Source organism: Cupriavidus sp. H39, from assembly GCF_050271075.1.
Classification (GTDB): domain Bacteria; phylum Pseudomonadota; class Gammaproteobacteria; order Burkholderiales; family Burkholderiaceae; genus Cupriavidus; species Cupriavidus necator_B.
Window position 1 is genome coordinate 1,556,031 of record NZ_CP189846.1, and the last position, 18,219, is coordinate 1,574,249.

Sequence of the window (18,219 nt, forward strand, 5' to 3'; positions counted from 1 at the left end):
GGGCGCCGGGGCGCTTCAGTTGGTGTGATCGCCAAGCACGGCAGCATCCAGGATGACCGCCGCGCGGCCTGATAGCAGCGTACGTCCCGCGGCGCTGACGGCAAAAGCGTAGAGCACGGTCGCACCCTCGCCGCTGATGCGTTCTGCCGTAACCTCCAGCGGCGCCGGGATGTCGTCGAGCCGCTCCACCTGCAATACCAGCCTGCGCACGCTGGCAAGATAGCCCGTTCGCGGGCGCTGCTGCGCGCCGCAACCCGGCGCGGTCTCGGCCAGCAGGGCGCCATGCACGGCCATCGCCTGGGCGGCATATTCAATGCCGCACACTGCCGCCAGCCGGCCCTGCGCGCGCAACGGATTATCCGGGTGCGTGTGGCTCGCTGCCGTGCAGCGGATCGATGCCGCATCCCATGCCACCACGCCGTCGAGCAGGCACATGCTGCCCTGATGCGGAATGCGCGCCGCGATCCATGCGCGGTCCCTGATCCATTCAGGCATGGGCCTGGCTGCCCGGGCTGGCTACGTCGGCTTCGATCCGCAGCGTGTCCAGATAATCCAGTACCACCGTGCCGGTCTCGCCGCGGGCAATGGCCGCCAGCAGCGGCAGCGCGCGCGCGGCAGGGGCCGAGTTGCGCAGCGCTTCCAGCGCGGCGTCCGGCATTGCGGTGGCGGACGCCTGCGTCAGCGCCACCGCGATGCGCGCCAGCGAGCGCGGGGTCGGTCGTGGCGTGAGCAGCAGGGCCACGCCAAACGGATCGGGAATCGTCCGGCAACTGTGCAGCGGCTCCGGGTAGCCGGTGTCATAAGCGATCAGCAGGCAGGGCTCCGCATCGGCGCCAACCTGCAGCACGCCTTCCAGCAGCCCGGCGCCAAAGCTGCCGTCCATCGCGCACAGCACGTTCGAGGCGCGCATTGCGCCGGCGGCGATCGACCAGTAGCCGGCGGTCGCGTTGTGCACCGAGTTGTGAAAGCGGGTGGGCGACATCAGCGGCTCAGGCTGTGCCAGCCCTTCGCAGATGGCGTGGAAGTTGTGGCCATCGCTGCTGGACGAGGTAAAGATCGTCGGCAGTTGCGCGGCATCGTAGCCACTGGCCGCCACCGCCTGCTGGCCCACGCCCAGCGCCAGCCGGACGGTGGGGCCGGTGCGGCGGCGCTCGGCCGGGGGCAGGCCCGCGGGCAGCGGCAGCTCGGTGGCCGCGTACGCATAGGGCATGCGCCCCGCGAGCACGGCGCTGGCTTGCTGCCAGCTGCTCAGCCCGGGGCCGAGCAGGCCAATGCTTTCGATATAGACAGGCTGCGGCATGGCGCTGGCTCAGTGAGCAACCGCGTCCGCACGGGCGAACAGCAGGCTGCAGTTGGATCCGCCGAAGCCGAACGCATTGCTCATCGCGTAGCCCAACGGCGCGTCCCGGTTGGCGAGCTGGTAGTTCACGTCGAGCGCGGGGTCTACCTGCGTGGTATTGATGCCGGCCGGCACCAGGCCGTGGCGCAGCGCCAGCGCGGAGATCACCGCCTCGAGCGCGCCGGCCGCGCCGAGCGCATGGCCGGTGGCGCCCTTGGTCGAGCTGCACGGCGTGCCGGGCAGTACCGCGGCCATGGCCAGGGCTTCGGCGGCGTCGTTGCTGCGCGTGGCGGTGCCGTGCAGGTTGACGTAGCCCACCTGCGCCGGCGCGATGCCCCCGCCGGCCAGCGCCTGCGCCATCGCCATGCGCGCGCCGAGCCCTTCCGGGTGTGGCGTCGACATATGGTGGGCGTCGCTCGATTCGCCGATGCCTGCGAGCAGGATGGCATCGTCCGCCACCGTGCCGGTCACGCGTTCAAGCAGGCCGAACACCGCGCCTTCGCCGATCGAGATGCCGTTGCGCGCCACGTCGTAGGGGCGGCACGGCTGGCGCGACAACAACTCCAGCGCATTGAAGCCGTACAGCGTGGTGTGGCACAGCGAGTCGACGCCGCCGACCACGGCCGCATCGATCAGCCCGGCCTCCAGCAGGCGCCGCGCCGAGCTGAACACCTTGGCGCCCGACGAGCACGCCGACGACACTGCCGCCGCAGGCCCCGACAGGCCCAGATGCTGCCGCAGCAACGCCGGCAGCGAATAGGGGTTGTGCGTGCCGCCGTAGTGGAAGCCCGGTGGCAGCGCGCCGCTGGCCGGATCGCGCTGGCGGTAGCCCAGTTCCGTCTGCAGCACGCCCGCGGTGCTGGTGCCGAGAAAGACACCGATGCGGTGGCTGCCGTAGCGTGCCGCTGCCTCGCGCACCCGTGTGGCAAAGTCATCCTGCTCCAGGGCCAGCAGCGCCAGCCGGTTGTTGCGGCAGTCGAATTCGGCCAGGCCGGCCGGCAGCGTGACGGCGTCGAGGCCGGCCACTTCGCCGACGTAGGTGTCGAGCGCGACGTCGCCGAAGCGGCAGGGCGCCAGGCCGCCGCGCTGCGCGCGCAGCGCCGCCAGCGTGGCGTCGGTGCCGGCGCCAAGGCAGCTGGTGGCCGTGAAATGCGAGAACAGGAGCGGGGACACGGCTTGGATGGGGCGAATGGAAGGATTCTCGGAAAGCAGCGCCAATTGTAACAAGGCGCCGGACTCAGGCCGGCGGCACCGCGGCGCGCAGCGTCACGCAGCGCAGTCCGGCACGGTCGATGGCGGCAAGCAGGCCCGGCAGCACGGTGGTGCAGTGGGGGTGGCCGGCAGGGTCCAGGCCGGGGTTGCCGTCATGCAGCAGCAGGATGTCGCGCGCGGCCAGCCCGCCGGCAAGGCGCCGCGCCACGCGCGCGGCGTTGTTGCCGCTGCGGGTATCGAAGCCGCGCCGGGTCCAGGCCGCCAGTTGCAGCCCGAGCCGGCACAGCACCGGTTCCAGGAAGGGATTGCGCAGCCCCGCCGGGGCGCGGAAGAAGCGCGGCGCCTGGCCGGTGATATCCGCCAGCACCTGCTGCGCGGCGGCGATATCGCGCTGCATGCGGCCGGGCCCGAACGTGGAAAAGTACAGCCGGTGGAACATGCTGTGGTTCTCCACCGCGTGGCCGCGGCGCACGATCTCGCGCACCAGGTCGGGATGCGCCGCGGCGCGCTGGCCGATGCAGAAGAACGTCGCGCTGGCGCCGTGCTGGTCGAGCAGGTCGAGTACTCGCGGCGTCAACGCCGGGTTGGGGCCGTCGTCGAAGGTCAGCGCCACGCAGCCTTCGGCCGATGGCGGCAAGCGCAGCAGGTTGGGGCCGAGCCAGGTACTGCGCGGCCACAGGCCGGCGGCGCACATTGCCGCATGGGTTGCGCCGATGCTACCCAGGGCCCAGCCCAGGCTCTGCGGGTAAGCGAGCATCGCGCCGATGGCACCCACATGGACGGCGGCGGCGCCATAGAGCATGGGGCTGGGCCGCCATGGTCGGCTGGGGCAAGCTTCGGGCAAGGCAACGCCCGGTGCGGATAGCGGTTTCATGTTGCGCTCCCGGCCTTCCCCGGTGCTGCGGCGGGCGCAAGGATGGCCGAAAACCACAGCGCCAGCACGGCGCCGGGACCGACGGTCAGGCCAAACGCCTGCAGCAGCGGCAGGCTCGACAGCGCCAGCAGGCCGAACGCGGCAACCGTGGTCATGTTGGCCAGCAGCAGCGACACCAGCGTGTGCGGTGAAGCGCCGGCCACCCGGCCGTCCGCTGCCGGGCCATTAAAGAATAGTGCGTAGTTGGAGCCGACCGCGGCCAGCAGCAACAGGCCCACCAGGTGCAGCAGCGTCAGCGGCTGGCCCAGCGCCGCCAGCCCGCCCAGCACCACCACCGCCGCGGCGGCCAACGGCAGCACCGTGGCCAGCACTCGCCGCGGCGAGTGCAGCGCCACCGCCAGCAGGGCGATGATCGCCAGCAGCCCGGCCAGCGACAGCAGCAAGGCCTCGCGCAGGTAGCCGGCATAGAGCCGGTCCGATTCGCCTTTCAGATCGACGAACAGGGTATCGGCCACGCCGGCCCGCTGGATCGCGGCGCGCACCGCGGCGCTGTCGACGCCGTCGGCGGCGCCGGCTTCGTGCGGCGCGTGCACCGGCGCGCGCAGCGGCAGCGTGGCGCTCCAGCGGCCGTCGCGCTGCAGCAGCAGGGCGTCGACCGCCAGCGCCATCGAGGTGCCGCGCAGGCTCTCGCGCTGCAGCAGCGGCCCGGTGCGGGCCGCTTCGACCTGCGCCAGGAAGGGCGCGAACAGCGACACGCGCACCGGCTGGGTGGCGATGGCGGCATGCAGGCGCTGCGCCAGCGCGTCGGGCGGCGGCAGGCTGGCCTGGCGTTCGCGCTGGGTGGCCGCGCTCGGCAGGTAGCGCGCCGGACTCTCGTAGCCGCCGATGAAGTTCTGCGCCACCAGCGGTTCCAGCTCATGCGCCACGCGCTCGGCGCCCTGCAGCACGGATTCCTGGTCCGGCCCCGACACCACCACCAGGTAGCGTACGTCCGGTGCGCCCAGGTTCTCGCGCAGGGAGGTATCCAGGGCCTGGTCGCTTGCCGATACCGGGCTTAGCGCCTGCAGTTCCCGGCCCCACAGCGTGCCGCGGTGCAGGGCCAGCGCCACGCAGGCGCCCACCACCAGCAGCAGCACCAGCCAGCGCAGCCGGTGCGCGCGCACCGCCAGCCATTGCAACTTGCGGCCCAGTGGCGCGACGTCGCGCAGGTGCAGCGTCGCCGGCACCAGCTGCGGCAGCACGAAGCGGGTGACCAAAGCCGCGGTGGCGAGCCCGGCGATCGAATACAGGCCCAATTGCGCCAGTCCCGGGAAGCCCGACAGCAGCAGCGAGGCAAAGCCGCAGACCGAAGTCAGCACGCCCAGGCGCACCGTCGGCCAGAAGCCGCCCAGCCAGGCGTGTTCGTCGCGCTGGCCATTGCGCGTGTACTGCGCGGACTGCACGAATAGATAGATCGAATAGTCGACGGCCTCGCCGATCAGCGTGGTGCCAAAGCCGAGCGTCAGGCCATGCACCGATCCACCGAAACCCAGGCTGACCGCGGCAATGCCGGCCAGCGCGCCGCTCAGTACGGGCACCAGCCCGAGCACCAGCAGCGGCACCGAGCGGTACACCGCCAGCAGCAGCGTGACGACGATGGCCAGGCCGATGGTCGAGAGCCGCTCGACATCGTGCCGGATGGTGTCGCGCGCCTTGACCGAGAACACGCCGGGGCCCGTCATCACCAGCTGGTACGGACCGGCCGCTGCGGCGCGGGCAAATGCTTCCCGCACGGCGGCTATCGCCTGTGCCTGCGCATCCGTATCCGAGCCCGCGCTGGCGGTCTGCGCCAGCAACAGCGCGCGCTTGCCGTCGCGCGAGGCCCACGCGCCCGCATGCATCGGCACGCGCTGGCCGGCATCGAGTTGCGCCAGCATCGCCGCGACCTCGCCGGTGGGATCGCGCGGCAGCAATGACTTGGTGAAGAGCCCGGCGGAGGAGGCCAGCAGCGCGAACGAATCGTTCACCGCCTGGGCAAGCCCGCGTTCGCTGAAACGCTCCGGCGTGACCGCGGGGCTGAGCAGGTAGCGGTGGGCGAAGACGTACTCGCGGTCCGCGGCCTGGTTGACCGGCTCGCCGTTCTGCACCGACGCGAAGCGGCGGTCGGCGCGCAGTTGCGCCGCCATCGCGCGCGCGATCCGCGCGCGGCCGTCGGCGTCGCCGCCTTCGATGCCGACCAGGATCAGGCGCGAGACCAGCCCGTCGCGCAGCTGGTTCACCAGCAACTGCTGCTCGGCGCTGGGCAGCCGCGGCAGAAAGGCGGAGAGGTCGGCGGTGAAGGTGGTGCGGCTGACGACAGCGGCGCAGGCCAGCAGTGCCAGCACCCACAGCGCCAGCGCCAGGCGGCGCGGTGCCGCGCTCATCGGCTCGCGGCCGGCCGGATCTTCATCACCGAGCGGTCACCGTCGGCCTGCCGGATCTCGACCTGGTCCAGCGCATCCTGGCTGCCCTCGATGCGGACCTGGCTGACGGCCGCGGCCATGCGCGAGTCCGCCGGCGTCAGCGTCAGCGTCCAGCGGCTGGCGCGGCCCTCCAGGCCCAGCTTGTAGTAGCGCTCCAGCGTATCGCGGTTGCCGGCCAGCGTGGCGCGGATGCTTTCGATAAAGGCGGCGATCTCGGGGTAGTTCTGCAGCGGCATGGTGTAGCGCTTGCCGTCGCGCTCGACCGTCAGCATGTCGCCGTCCAGTAACAGGTTCTCTGGCTTGGGCGACAGCGTGCGCTTTTCCAGGTGGTCGGGCGCGGTGAAGCGCAGTTCGCCCGAGGACTGCACCGGCTTGTCGAGCATTGCCAGGTACTTGGTTTCGGTAAACAGCACGCGCCCGGACTTGCGCTGCGCCAGCGTGGACATCAGCTGGTCGACGCCGAACGCGGCGCTGGCCGCCGGCGCCGCGGGGGCGGCCGAGCTCGCCAGCGGCGCCAGTGCGAGCACGGCGCTGGCCAGCAGTGCGGACAGCGGGTAGCGGAAAGGACGCGCGGAGAAAAACATCAATGGCGGCTCACGGGTCAAGGCTCGTTCCCCGGCGGCGGCTGCTCGGACAGCGGCGGACCGGCGTGCCAGAAGTCATAGAAGTTGAACCAGTTGTACGGGGCGCTGCGGCAAAAACGCTGCAGCAGCTGCACGTAGTCGGCCAGCGCCGCCTGCACCGCCGTTTCGCGCTGGCCGCGCGCCGTCTCGGTGAAGTCCGCCAGCGGCACGAAATGGACGTCGTAGCGGTTGCCGCCACGGTACAGCCCGGTGATGAAGAACACCGGCCGCCGCAGCATGGCCGCCATGCGCAGCGGGCCGGTGGGGAAGCCGGTTTGCGCACCGAGGAAACTGCATTGCTGCACCGGGTCGGTGGCGCGCTGCGACAGCGTGCGGTCGGCCAGCATGCCGATCATATAGCTCCGGTCCAGGTAGTCGCGCACCCGCAGCATGGTGTCGAAGCGGCCCAGCGCGATCACGTCCTGGCGCATCGCCGGGTTGATCGACTGCAGCACGTCGTTGAGCTTGTGCGCGTTCTCTTCGTACATGGTGATCGCGACCTCCATGTCCGGGTGGCGCCGCCCCAGCGCGCGCACCACCTCGAAGCTGCCCAGGTGCGCGCCCAGCAGGATGGCGCCGCGCCCGCGCGCCATCGCGGCTTCCAGCAGGCCCTCGCCATGCAGGCGGATGTCGAACAGGTCGAAGCGGCCGTTGAGCAGGTAGATGCGGTCGTGGATGGTCGAGGCGAAGGTGAACACATGCCGGTAGCCGTCGCCCCAGGTGGCCTGGCGTCCGAGCACGCGGTCCAGGTAAGCGCGCGACGCATGGCGCGCCGCCGGCGCGAACAGCATGAAGTAGGCAGCAATGGCCCGCAGCACCACGCGTCCCGCGGGCCGGCCCAGCGCCAGCGACAGCCACGTCATGATGCGCAGCAGCGTGATGTTGCCGCGCTCTTCGCGGCTGGACCATTCCGCATCCAGCGGCGCCTGGCGCCGCCACCGCCAGCTCAGCATGGCAAGGCCTCCGCATGGGGCGCGCTGCCGCGTACCTGCAGCGTGCCGCTGGCGACATCGCGCCCGGCGCTGCGCAACGTGAAGCGGATGGTCTCGTCGCCACCGCTTGCCGCCTCGGACTGGTGCAGCACCTCCACGCGCTCGCCCGGGCGCACCGGGCTCAGGAACTTCAGCATGCTGGCCTGCGCGACGGCCAGCGGGCGGCCCAGCGCGGTGCCGAGCGCCAGCACGGCATGGTCCAGCAGCACCACGCCGGGTACGATCGGATGGCCCGGGAAGTGGCCGGCCATGGCCGGATGGCCGGCGTCGATGACAAAGCCTGGTGGTGGCGCGGGTTTGCGGCCTTGGGTGCCGGACAGTCTTGCCACCAGCGCGGCCAGCGCCGCGCGCGGCAGCTTGCCCGCGGCATTGCGCGGCAGGCACTCGGCAAAGTACAGGGGCCGCGGCATGAAGGCCGGATCGATCCGTTCGCGCAGTGCCTGCTGCAGCCGGTCCGGCGCCAGGTCCGGAGCCACCACTACGGCTACCAGCCGCACCACGTGCCCTTGCGCGTCGCCTTCATGCGCGTCGTCGGGCATGAAGAACGCGCCGTCGCGCACGCCGTCGATGGCCGTCAGCTGGTGATTCAGGTAAGCCAGCGAAGACCGCTTGCCGGCGATGTTGAGCAGGTCGGCCTTGCGCCCATTGAGCCGGAAGCGCTGCGCGTCCAGCGGGGCGATCGCATCGCCCAGCGGCACCGGCTGTTCGATATGGCCGCCCTCGGCCCAGGTCTCGGTATCGTCGCCGGCGGCATTGGGGCGGGCTTGCAGCCGCACCCCCGGCACCAGCGTCCAGGCGTCGTCCCGGGCGGTGCGACGGGTGGCGAGCTGGCCAGTCTCGGTGCTGCCGTAGATTTCGCACAGCGGCGCGGCGAACAGCGCCTCGGTCTCGGTGGCCAGCTCGCGCCCAAGCGGCGCGGTGGCGCACAGCACCAGGTCCGCCGCGGGCATGGCCAGCCCGGATTGCACCAGCGTGCGCAGATGCACGGGTGAGCTGACCAGCGCGCGCGGCGCCGGCACCGCGGCCAGCGCCGCGCAGACATCGGCCGGATAGAACGCCGGCGCGGCCACCAGCGCCGCACGGCCCTGCAGCACCAGCATCACGGTGGCTTCGAGGCCGAACATATGCTGCGGCGGCACCGTGCCGACCAGCGTCCACGCACGCCCGTCGAGCAGGCCCAGCCGTTGCGCCGCGGCGCGCGCGCAGCGGGCCATGGCGCCCCAGGTCTTGCGGTGCGGCACCGGCGTGCCGGTCGATCCGGAGGTGAACACGTAGGCCATGACCTGCGCCGCCGGGATCTGCGGAATCTCGACCGGGCCGTCCGCGACGGTGGCCGCCGGGCCATCGGGGTAGTGCATCGCCGGCATATCGAAGGCCGCATCGGGCTGGTCGTGCAGGCAGAAGGCGTCGGGCGCGAAGGCAAGCAGCTGGCGCACCGTCTCGGGCGTGTGCGACGGCGGCAGCAGCGTGGGCTTGCCCGCCAGCAGCGCCGCGCACAGGCCGACGGTAAAGCGGTAGCGGTCGGTGCAGGCGTTGAAGACATGGCCGCCAGCCGGCAGGGCTGCCGCCAGGCGGGCCGCATCGGCCAGGAATTGGCACACGGTCACTGGCTGTCCGTGCGCCCAGGCGATGATGTCGTCGGGCGTAGCGTGGGCAACGATGGGGAGCGTAGTCATGGACGGAGCCTGTGCGCAGTTCGCGGTGCCGGGGCCGGATCGCGGCGCGTCAGCGCGGCAACCCGAGCCGGGCCGCACGGGCCGTCATGAGCGCGCGGTAGCCATGCACCGCGTCGAGCAGGCCGCCGTGGCGCATGCCCGGGAAGGCAAGGCGGCGGCACACGGCCTCGCCCGCGAACATCAGGGCGATCAGCAGCGGCGTGGCAAGGTTGGCGAAGCTGGACCAGGCCGCCACCGGCGCCAGCACGAACAGCAGCGTCGACACGCCCACCATTGCCGCGAAGAACAGCGTCCAGGCCTGGGTCACGCGCACCGTATAGCGCGCATGCGCGGCGGACAGCGTGCCGTGGATGACCGTGGCGATCTGCGTGCAAAGCGGGGTGCGGCCGCGGCGCAGGCTGAGCGCGAACATCGCGCCCAGCGCGGCATTGGCGCCCGCATGCTGCAGGTAGTAGGTCCAGCCGAAATGACCGGCCAGCGGCGTGCGCCAGAGCCACAGCGCGGCGCACGCGGCCAGCAGCGCCAGCAGCGCCGGGACACGCAGGATAGGCGCGGCCAGCCGGCGGCAGGCCACGAAACCGACCAGCAGGAACGGCGCCGCGCCGAGCAGCAGCGCCGCCACCTCGGCGCCGGGCTGGTGTGCCGCGCGATGCAGGGCCGATTCGTAGGCCACGAAGGCCGCCACCGCGCCAATCCAGGCATGGCGCCGCCACCACGGGGCTGCGGCGTCCAGCGCGGGCGGGACCCGGGCGGCGGGCGGAGAAAAGCGGTCTACGGGCTGGCTCAAAGGCATCTGTGGAAGCTTGGTGTGTTGCGTAAGTCGCTTGGCCCGCGGTGCACCGGACAGGCGCCACCCGGCAAGCGAAGCGAACGCTTTATACCCCAAAAGACCTTCACGGCGCGATGATGATTCCCGAATAGGGTGTTGATGTTGTTACTAAACTTCTCTCGACTCGCCCGTGAATGCCCCGTTTGATAGCATTCGGGTGCCCGACGCGCGCACCGGGATTGACTTGCCCCGGCACGGGGGCGCAGCGGCGTTCCAGCCATCTAGCAACATGACCGAACTCGAAACCGAACTTGCCCGCCTGATCCTCGACGAACTCGACATCGCCGAACTGCGGCTGGAGGACATCAACGCCGCCACGCCGCTCTATGGAGAAGGCTTCGGGCTGGATTCCATCGACATTCTCGAGATCGCCCTGCTGGTATCGCGCAAGTACGGCGTCGAGCTGCGCTCGGACAATCCCGACAACAAGACCATCTTTACCTCACTGGGCAGCCTGGCCGCCTACCTGGCGGAACACCGCACGCGCTAGCCCAGCCATCGTTTTCTTCAGCCCGGACAGGATCACGACATGCCGCAGCAAGCCACGCCCGCGCCGGCGCTGGTGGACGGCAGCGCCGGGTCTTCAGCGACCCACCTGGTGCTGATTCCCAGCTATAACCCCGGCGTGCGGCTGCATGAGGTGCTGCGCGGCGCGCGCGCGGCCTGGACCCCGGTATGGGTAGTGGTCGACGGCAGCACTGACGGCAGCGCGCAGTGGCTGCAGGCGCAGGCCGCCACCGACCCCGGGCTGCAGGTGCTGGTGCTGCCGAGCAACCAGGGCAAGGGCGCCGCCGTGCTGCACGGCATCGAACGGGCCGCGGCGGCAGGCTATACGCATGTGCTGGTGATGGATTCCGACGGCCAGCATCCGGCGCAGCTGATTCCGGCATTCATGGCGGTATCGCAGCGCGACCCCGGCGCGATGGTGCTGGGCCGCCCGCGCTTCGACGCCAGCGCCCCGCGCGAGCGGGTGTACTGGCGGCGCATGTCGAATTTCTGGGTGGACGTGGAGACGCTGTGGGCCGGCATCGGCGATTCCCTGTTTGGCTTTCGCGTCTACCCGATCGCGCCGCTGCGCGCGGTGATGCGGCATAGCCGCTGGATGCGGCGCTTTGATTTTGATCCGGAAGTTGCGGTGCGGCTGTGCTGGCGCGGCGTGCGCCCCATCAACCTGGACGCGCCGGTGCGTTATTTCAAGCCGCGCGAGGGCGGGGTCTCGCACTTCCGCTACCTGCGCGACAACCTGCTGTTGGCCGGCATGCACCTGCGGCTGCTGGCCGGGTTCGTGGTGCGGCTGCCGCTGCTGGCCTGGCGGCGGTGGCGCCGGCCCAGGGGCGGCCCGGCGCCCGCGCACACGGACTAAGTCCCGAACGCATAAAGGCCGCGCGAAGCGGCCTTCAGGTCAGGCGGACAGGCGGATACAGGCGGGTTACTTGCCCAGCTCGTGGCCCACCACCCCACCCACCACGGCGCCGCCGATGGTTCCGGCGGTACTGCCGTCAGTCAGTTCATGCCCGGCGACACCGCCGGCTACTGCGCCCGCCGCCGTACAGCCGGCCAGCGCCATGCTTGCGCCTACCAGAAGCGCGCCTGCGAGTTTCCACATGATGGTCTCCTGCTTCGTTGCCGGGCCCGCCGCACGACATCGCAGCACCACTTCGAAGCGGCCAGGCCCTCACGCGTCCACTTTAGCCGCGTGACGCGGCGTGGCCCGTCCGTGAGGCGCCGATTGGCCGGTAGGAATCGGACGATGGCAGGGGTGGCGCGCCCGTGGCCTCAGCCCTTGTCGCTGTGCTGGCGCAGCCGCTTAACCAGCGACGAGGTGTCGGCACGGCCACAGCCCATCTGCTGCAGGTCGGCGTAGAACTGGTCCACCAGCGCCGTGACCGGCAGGCCCGCGCCGTTGCGGCGGGCTTCGTCCAGGCACAGGCCAAGGTCCTTGCGCATCCAGTCCACCGCGAAGCCGAAGTCGAACTTGTTGTCGATCATGGTGGGACCGCGATTCTCCAGTTGCCAGGATCCGGCCGCGCCCTTGCTGATGACGTCCAGCACCAGGCGCATGTCCAGGCCCGCGCGCTCGCCGAAGGCAATGGCCTCGGACAGGCCCTGGATCAGGCCCGCGATGCTGATCTGGTTGACCATCTTGGCCAGCTGCCCCGCACCAGATTCGCCGATGCGGGTCACGGCGCGCGCGTAGGCCGCGATGACCGGCTCGGCCCGCGCAAAGGCCTCGGCGTCGCCGCCGCACATGATGGTCAGGATGCCTTTTTCCGCGCCCACTTCGCCACCCGAGACCGGGCCGTCGATAAAGTGCAGGCCGCGTTCGCCGGCCGCAGCGTAGAGTTCGCGCGCGACGTTGGCGCTGGCGGTGGTGTGGTCGACAAAGATGCAACCGCTGGGCGCGCCGAAGAAGGCGCCGTCGCGCCCGGTCAGCACCGTGCGCAGGTCGTCGTCGTTGCCGACGCACGAGCACACCACCTGCGCACCGCCCACGGCCTGCGCGGGGGTGGCGGCGGACTTGCCGCCGAACCGGTCGACCCAGGCCTGGGCCTTGGCGGCGGTGCGGTTATAGACCGTGACCTCGTGGCCCTTGGACACCAGGTGGCCGGCCATGTGGAAACCCATGACGCCCAGTCCGAGGAATGCGACACGCATGCTGCTGCTCCGTTGCTTGTTGATGTTCGGGATCGGTGAGGCGCGGCCGCGCAAGGCTGGGCAAGCGCCCGCCGACAGCGCCGCGCCGGTCCCGCGAGTATACGGGCCGGGTGGCGCGGCGGACAGATACAGAACCGTCGGCAATGGGGCACGACAGCGCCGGGACGTCGGCATGGGCCGTTCCGGTCACAAGTGGGGCACAAGCGGGGCACAAGTGGGGCACAAGCGGGTCAGAACCCGCCTACGCCAGCATCCGCCCTTGTCCTATCCCTTGCGCCGTGCACGCTGCCTACATTGAACACAGGTTGCACCCCCGAAGGAGCCGACTCATGTCATTCGCGCTATATATCATCGGCCTGCTGGTCCTGGTAGGCGGCATTGCCTGGGGCCTCTCGACGGCCGGGCTGGCGCCGGTCTACATCGGCATTGCCTGCCTGATCGTGCTCGGTATCGGCATCATGGCGGCGGTCTCGCGTACCCGCACCAAGGATCCCTCCTGAAGCCCGCGGGCCCGGCGCCGTGCCGGGCTCGCCCGCATGGTCGGTCACGCCGCGCAAGGGCGGGCGCACCAGGCTGCCGTGCCACGCCTGCTGGATCACCTGGGCGATCTGGTTGAACGCTTCCTTGGAAATCACCGCCTCTTCGCGCATGGTCTGCAGCGAGAGCCTGCCCTTGCGCAGCGCGAACAGCGTCAGCAGGCGCCGCTCCAGCGCCACGGTATAGGCGCCGAACCTGGAACGCATGTCCGCCAGCCCTTCGGCGGCCGCCCGCGAGCGGTCTTCCAGCACCCCGTCGAGCACGGTGGCCATGCGCGCGCCGAACACCGGGGTCAGCATCGAGCGGTTGTAGCGGCGCAGCCGGTCCAGCACGGTCTGGCGGCAGATCAGCAGCTCAAAGCGGTCGGCCAGCGCGCGCGCCAGCGGGCGGTCGATGCCGAGCCGGCGGTGCAGGAACAGCGCCACCTTGAAACCCAGGTGATAGTCCAGGATATGCCGCGCGGCACGGTTGTAGCCGATGCGCCCCTGCTCGCGCGCCGCGTCGATCATCTGCGCGGTGTTGCGCATCATTGCGTCCAGGTTGGCCACGGAGATCACGCCGTCGCCATATTCGGGAATCAGTTCCCGCTCGCGGGTGGCCAGCGTGACCAGGCCGATGGTCAGGCGGTCGCGCTCGGACAAGGCCGTGTCGAAGTCGAATTCCGCCGAACCCAGTTCAATGCCGCGCCGATACGTCTGCGCCGCCTCGCGCGCGATGGCGGGTGGCAGGTCGAACGAGTCGGCCACGCGCGCCAGCATCGCCTCGACTTCTTCGGTGGAAAGGCGGATCGCCTGCAGCTGCAGCGCCCGCTCCTGCGGCGACAGCTGGTCCAGCCCGAGCCGGTGGATCAGCGCGCGCAGCGTGGTGCCGTTGAGCAGCAGGCTGACCAGCACGAAGCCGGTAGCCAGGATGGCAACAAAATGCCGCGTTTCGAGGGGCAGGGCGCTGTTCTCGGCGATGCCCAGCGCCAGCACCAGGGTCACCGCGCCGCGCAGCCCGCCCCACGCGATAGCCAGCTTGAAGGCGCCGTTGATGGGCGCGCTCAGCCGCAGCCAGGACAGCAGCGGTAGCAGCCCGAACAGCGTCGCCAGGCGCGCCGCCAGCGCCGCGAGCACCAGCACCAGCAGCAGCCAGCCATGATGCCCGGTCACGCCCGCCAGCATTGCGGGCACGCGCACGGCGGCCAAAAGGAACACCACGGCGCCGGCAATCCCGGCGAACTGCCCCCACAGCATGCGCAGGTGGCGCCAGTTGGGCGGTGCCAGCCGCGTCGGGCCCAGCGCGCTGACCATCAGGCCCGCGCACACCACCGCGACCACGCCTGATACGCCCAGCAGTTGCTCGGCCAGCAGGTAGAGCGGGTAGGGCAGCGCCAGGGTCAGCGCGCTTTCCGCCATGGCCAGGCCGGCCAGCCGGGGCAGCAGGTCGGACACCAGCCGCCCGGCCAGCGCGCCGCACAGCACCCCGCCGGCAAAGCCCCAGGCCAGCTCGCGCAGGCCGGCCGCCAGCGTCGCCTGCGCGCCATGCCCGGTCAGCATGGCCACCAGCACGCCGACGATGGCGATAGCGGCGGCGTCGTTGAGCAGGCTTTCGCCCTCCACCAGGCGGATCAGCCGCGCCGGCGCGCCCACGTCGCGGAAGATCGCGATGACCGCGGCCGGGTCGGTGGTGGCCACCACCGCGCCCAGCAGCAGGCACACCGCCAGCGGCATGCCGCTGGCCGCCGCGGTGGCCACGCCAATGACCCCGGTGGCCACCACTACGGCAACCACCGCCAGCAGCAGGATCGGTGCCGCGTCCGGCAGCATGCCGCGCACGTCGGCGGTCAAGGCGGCGTGGAACAGCAGCGGCGGCAGGAAGATCCACAGGTAGGCCTCCGGCGGCAAGGCCGGGTCGATCAGCGGATGCAGGAAATGCCGGGCAAAGTCAGGGTGGGCGGCGTCGATGGCGACATAGCCGGCGCCGATGGCGATGCCGATGGCCGACAGCAGCGTGGATTCCGGCAGCACCAGCCGTGCCGCGGCCACCTGCACCACGGCGACGATGGCCAGCAATACGCCGGCCAGGATCAGGATATCGACGATGATGCTCATGCGCCGGCCTCCGTGTCCGCCGCGGCCGGCAGCGGCCGGGTCGCCAGCCGCGCGCGCACGGCTGCCGCCAGTTCGGCCGCCGCCGGCGACAGGCTGCGGTTGCGCGCGGTGACCAGGCCGATCGAGCGCTCGGTGACCGGCGCGGTCAGCAGCCGTTCGACAATGCCGGGCTGGCGCACGGTGCCGGCGGCGATCTCGGGCAGCGCCGCCACGCCGAAGCCGCATTCGACCATGGCCGCGATGGTGGCCAGGCGTTCGGCCTCGAACACCGGCTGGAAGCGGATGCGGTTCTGCAGGAAGGCCCATTCCGCGTACTGGCGCACGCTGCTGGGATGCGTCATCGACACATGCGGCCCGTCGGCGGTGTCGGCCCAACGCAGCGGGCCGGGGCGGCGCGCCAGCGGGTGCGCCGACGGGATCAGCAGCACGAAGCGGTCCGACAGCAGCGGCTCGTACTGCAGATCGGCCTGCTGCGGGTTGGCCGCGGTCAGCGCGAAGTCCACTTCGCCGGCGCGCACCAGGTCGAAAGCCGGCCCGGACAGGGTGTCGAACACCTTCAGCGCGACCTCGGGGCGTGCCTGGTGGTAGGCCATCAGCACGCGCGGCAGCACCCGCGCCGCCAGCGACGGCAGCGCAGCCACCGCCACCCGGCCGCGCTCGGCGGTGGCGATGCCGGTCACGGCGTCGATGGCGCCGCGGAACGCCGCCTGCAGCAGCGCGGCCTGCTGCATGAAGACCTGGCCCGCGGCGGTCAGGCGCACGGTGCGGGTGGTGCGGTCGAACAGGCGCACGCCGAGGGATGCCTCGATGCGCAGGATCTGCGTGGACAGGGCGGACTGCGACAAGTGCAGCTGGCCGGCGGCCTGGCGGAAGTTCAGCGTGCGGCCCAGCACCAGCGTGGTTTCGATGTCGCGCATCGACAAGTTGATGTTCATGGAAGCGGCGGTCCGGCGGCATCCGCGGACGCGACGGTTCAGGCGATTGATCTGGTTTGTGGATCATTTTATCCAGAGAATCGACTTCTTCAATCAAAGCGGGTTCTCTACACTGGCGGGATGCCAGGAGAAACCATGCCGAACCCCAGTCCCCCGCCCTCATCATCGATCCTGAGCCGCCCGGGTGCCGCCCATGCCGTGGTGGTAGGCGGCGGCACCATGGGCGCCGATGTCGCCGTGGTGCTGACCCGTGCGCTGTGCCGCACCACCATCGTCGAGCCCGACGCGGGGCGTGCCGGTGGTTTGCCCGCGCGCGCGCGTGCCAACCTTGCCGCGATCGGCCGCGAAGCCGGCGCGGAGCGGCTCGGGGTGGCCGCGACGCTGGAGGCCGTGGACTGGGCCTCGGTCGACCTGGTGATCGAATGCATTCCCGAGGACCTCGCACTGAAGCAGGCACTCTTTGCCGAACTGGTGGCGCGTGCGCGCCCGGACACGCTGCTGGCCAGCAACAGTTCCAGCTTCCCGATCAGCGCGATCGGCGCCGGCCTGGACACGCGTGCGCGCATGCTTGGCCTGCACTTCTTCATGCCCGCGCACCTGGTGCCGCTGGTGGAGGTGGTGATGGGCGAGGCCAGCGACGAGCGCGGCGCCGACGCGCTGGCCGCCTTCATGCGCCGCTGCGGCATGGTGCCGGTGAAGGTGCGCAAGGACCTGCCGGGTTTCCTCGCCAACCGGCTGCAGCATGCGCTGTCACGCGAGGCCTTCAGCCTGATCGATCGCGGCATTGCCTCGCCCGAGGACGTCGATGCGGCGGTGCGCTTCGGCTTCGGCTTCCGCTTCCTGGCGGCGGGGCCGGTGCTGCAGCGCGACCACGCCGGCATCGACGTGCATGCAGCCGCCGGCGCCACCATGTACCCGACCTTCTGCAATGACGACCATCCCGCGCGCTGCCTGTCCGAGCGGGCCGCCGACGGCCGCCACGGCATGAAGCGCGGCGAAGGCTTCTACGCGTGGACGCCTGACACCATCGCCGCCGAGCGGGCGCGCTATGACCAATTGCTGCGCGCCGGCCTGGCGCTGATCGCGCCCGAACTGCCCGAGATCCAGCCATGACCGACACCCCATCCCAAGCCGCCCAGGTGGCTGCGCAGCGCGCGGCGCTGGCCGACTCGCCACTGATCGTCACCGTGGCGCCCAACGGCGCCTACAAGCGCGCCAGCGACCACCCCGCGGTGCCGCTGACCGCGGCCGCGCTGGCGGCGGAAGCGCGTGCCTGCCTCGATGCCGGGGCCGCCATGATGCACATGCACGTGCGCGATGCCGAGGGCCGCCATTCGCTTGATGTGCAGGCTTATCGCGAGGCCCTGGCGGCGGTCAGGCAGGCGGTTGGCGACGCGCTGCTGGTGCAGGTGACCAGCGAGGCCGCCGGCGTGTACCAGGCCGCCGAGCAGATGGCGATGGTGCGCGCACTGCGTCCCGAGGCGGTTTCGATCGGCCTGCGCGAAGTGGCCGTGCCGGAGATCCCGGACAGCGAGCTGGCGGCGTTCTTCGCCTGGCTGGCGCGCGAACGCGTGATGACGCAGGTGATCCTGTATGACGTGGCCGACGTAAGGCGCTGGCAGCGCATGCGCGAGCGCGGCATGGTGCCGCCGGGGGCGTGGTCGGTGCTGTACGTGCTGGGTCGCTACACGGCGGGGCAGGTTTCGTCACCGCACGACCTGCTGCCATTCCTGCAGGCTGCGGCCGAGGCCGGCGATGCGCTGCCATGGGCCATCTGCGCGTTCGGGCGCGAGGAGAATGCCTGCGTGACCGCGGCCGCCGCGTTTGGCGGCCATGTGCGGGTGGGCTTCGAGAACAACCTGCTGTTGCGCGACGGCAGCCGTGCGCCCGGCAACCATGCGCTCGTGGCGCAGGCGGTGCAGGGCGGGCTGACGCTGGGCCGGCCGATCGCGGATGCGGCCGATGCGCGCCGCATCTACGGCGCGGTGCGCTGAGGCAGGCGCGCTGGCGCGG

17 protein-coding genes are annotated in these 18,219 nt (G+C 71.1%); 4 read left to right on the forward strand and 13 right to left on the reverse strand.

What is annotated here, in order from left to right:
* Positions 1–15: 15 nt before the first annotated feature.
* The 9 genes from ACOCMH_RS07470 to ACOCMH_RS07510 form a co-directional block, all read right to left on the reverse strand.
* The gene (locus ACOCMH_RS07470; protein ID WP_427306265.1) at positions 16–495 is read right to left on the reverse strand and encodes a hydroxymyristoyl-ACP dehydratase; all 480 of its coding nucleotides are present in this window, start codon (positions 493–495) and stop codon (positions 16–18) included.
* Positions 488–1,300, reverse strand: coding sequence for a beta-ketoacyl synthase chain length factor (locus ACOCMH_RS07475; RefSeq protein ID WP_427306267.1), 813 nt, complete (start codon positions 1,298–1,300; stop codon positions 488–490). Before ACOCMH_RS07475 ends, ACOCMH_RS07470 begins: the two co-directional genes overlap by 8 nt.
* Before the next feature lie 9 nt (positions 1,301–1,309).
* Entirely contained in the window at positions 1,310–2,512 is a 1,203-nt protein-coding gene (locus tag ACOCMH_RS07480) for a beta-ketoacyl-[acyl-carrier-protein] synthase family protein (RefSeq protein WP_427306268.1), read from the reverse strand.
* Between the two features lie 64 nt (positions 2,513–2,576).
* On the reverse strand, positions 2,577–3,425 hold the full coding sequence (locus ACOCMH_RS07485) for a polysaccharide deacetylase family protein (protein WP_427306269.1): 849 nt from the start codon (positions 3,423–3,425) through the stop codon (positions 2,577–2,579).
* A complete protein-coding gene (locus tag ACOCMH_RS07490; protein WP_427306270.1) occupies positions 3,422–5,827 on the reverse strand; it encodes an MMPL family transporter in 2,406 nt (801 codons plus the stop codon). The genes ACOCMH_RS07485 and ACOCMH_RS07490 overlap by 4 nt, the downstream gene beginning before the upstream one ends.
* Positions 5,824–6,450: a LolA-related protein gene (locus ACOCMH_RS07495; protein ID WP_427306271.1), complete on the reverse strand. Its 627-nt coding sequence runs from the start codon at positions 6,448–6,450 to the stop codon at positions 5,824–5,826. The genes ACOCMH_RS07490 and ACOCMH_RS07495 overlap by 4 nt, the downstream gene beginning before the upstream one ends.
* Before the next feature lie 17 nt (positions 6,451–6,467).
* Positions 6,468–7,442, reverse strand: a complete 975-nt coding sequence (locus tag ACOCMH_RS07500) for an acyl-CoA synthetase (protein ID WP_427306272.1) — start codon at positions 7,440–7,442, stop codon at positions 6,468–6,470.
* Positions 7,436–9,157, reverse strand: a complete 1,722-nt coding sequence (locus tag ACOCMH_RS07505) for an AMP-binding protein (protein WP_427306273.1) — start codon at positions 9,155–9,157, stop codon at positions 7,436–7,438. The genes ACOCMH_RS07500 and ACOCMH_RS07505 overlap by 7 nt, the downstream gene beginning before the upstream one ends.
* 49 nt (positions 9,158–9,206) lie before the next feature.
* Positions 9,207–9,950 carry an acyl carrier protein gene (locus tag ACOCMH_RS07510; protein ID WP_427306274.1) on the reverse strand — a complete coding sequence of 248 codons (744 nt, stop codon included), beginning with the start codon at positions 9,948–9,950 and terminating at the stop codon, positions 9,207–9,209.
* Between the two features lie 265 nt (positions 9,951–10,215).
* Between ACOCMH_RS07510 and ACOCMH_RS07515 the strand changes: the two genes are divergently transcribed.
* Positions 10,216–10,476 carry a phosphopantetheine-binding protein gene (locus ACOCMH_RS07515; RefSeq protein ID WP_427306275.1) on the forward strand — a complete coding sequence of 87 codons (261 nt, stop codon included), beginning with the start codon at positions 10,216–10,218 and terminating at the stop codon, positions 10,474–10,476.
* A 39-nt stretch (positions 10,477–10,515) separates the two neighbouring features.
* A complete protein-coding gene (locus ACOCMH_RS07520) occupies positions 10,516–11,349 on the forward strand; it encodes a glycosyltransferase family 2 protein (protein ID WP_427306276.1) in 834 nt (277 codons plus the stop codon).
* Between the two features lie 66 nt (positions 11,350–11,415).
* Here the strand turns inward: ACOCMH_RS07520 and ACOCMH_RS07525 are convergent, their stop codons facing one another.
* The 4 genes from ACOCMH_RS07525 to ACOCMH_RS07540 form a co-directional block, all read right to left on the reverse strand.
* Positions 11,416–11,592, reverse strand: coding sequence for a glycine zipper 2TM domain-containing protein (locus ACOCMH_RS07525; protein ID WP_171513682.1), 177 nt, complete (start codon positions 11,590–11,592; stop codon positions 11,416–11,418).
* Between the two features lie 170 nt (positions 11,593–11,762).
* On the reverse strand, positions 11,763–12,641 hold the full coding sequence (locus ACOCMH_RS07530) for an NAD(P)-dependent oxidoreductase (protein ID WP_427306277.1): 879 nt from the start codon (positions 12,639–12,641) through the stop codon (positions 11,763–11,765).
* A 341-nt stretch (positions 12,642–12,982) separates the two neighbouring features.
* On the reverse strand, positions 12,983–15,271 hold the full coding sequence (locus ACOCMH_RS07535; RefSeq protein ID WP_427306278.1) for a cation:proton antiporter: 2,289 nt from the start codon (positions 15,269–15,271) through the stop codon (positions 12,983–12,985).
* Positions 15,268–16,206, reverse strand: a complete 939-nt coding sequence (locus ACOCMH_RS07540; RefSeq protein WP_427306279.1) for a LysR substrate-binding domain-containing protein — start codon at positions 16,204–16,206, stop codon at positions 15,268–15,270. Before ACOCMH_RS07540 ends, ACOCMH_RS07535 begins: the two co-directional genes overlap by 4 nt.
* A gap of 135 nt (positions 16,207–16,341) precedes the next feature.
* On the opposite strand from ACOCMH_RS07540, the gene ACOCMH_RS07545 reads away from it, so the two are divergent.
* Both ACOCMH_RS07545 and ACOCMH_RS07550 read left to right on the forward strand, forming a co-directional pair.
* Positions 16,342–17,319 (forward strand): 3-hydroxyacyl-CoA dehydrogenase family protein, encoded by a 978-nt coding sequence (locus ACOCMH_RS07545; protein ID WP_427306280.1) that lies wholly within the window; start codon positions 16,342–16,344, stop codon positions 17,317–17,319.
* Entirely contained in the window at positions 17,316–18,200 is an 885-nt protein-coding gene (locus ACOCMH_RS07550; RefSeq protein WP_427306281.1) for a 3-keto-5-aminohexanoate cleavage protein, read from the forward strand. Before ACOCMH_RS07545 ends, ACOCMH_RS07550 begins: the two co-directional genes overlap by 4 nt.
* The last annotated feature ends 19 nt before the right edge of the window (positions 18,201–18,219 follow it).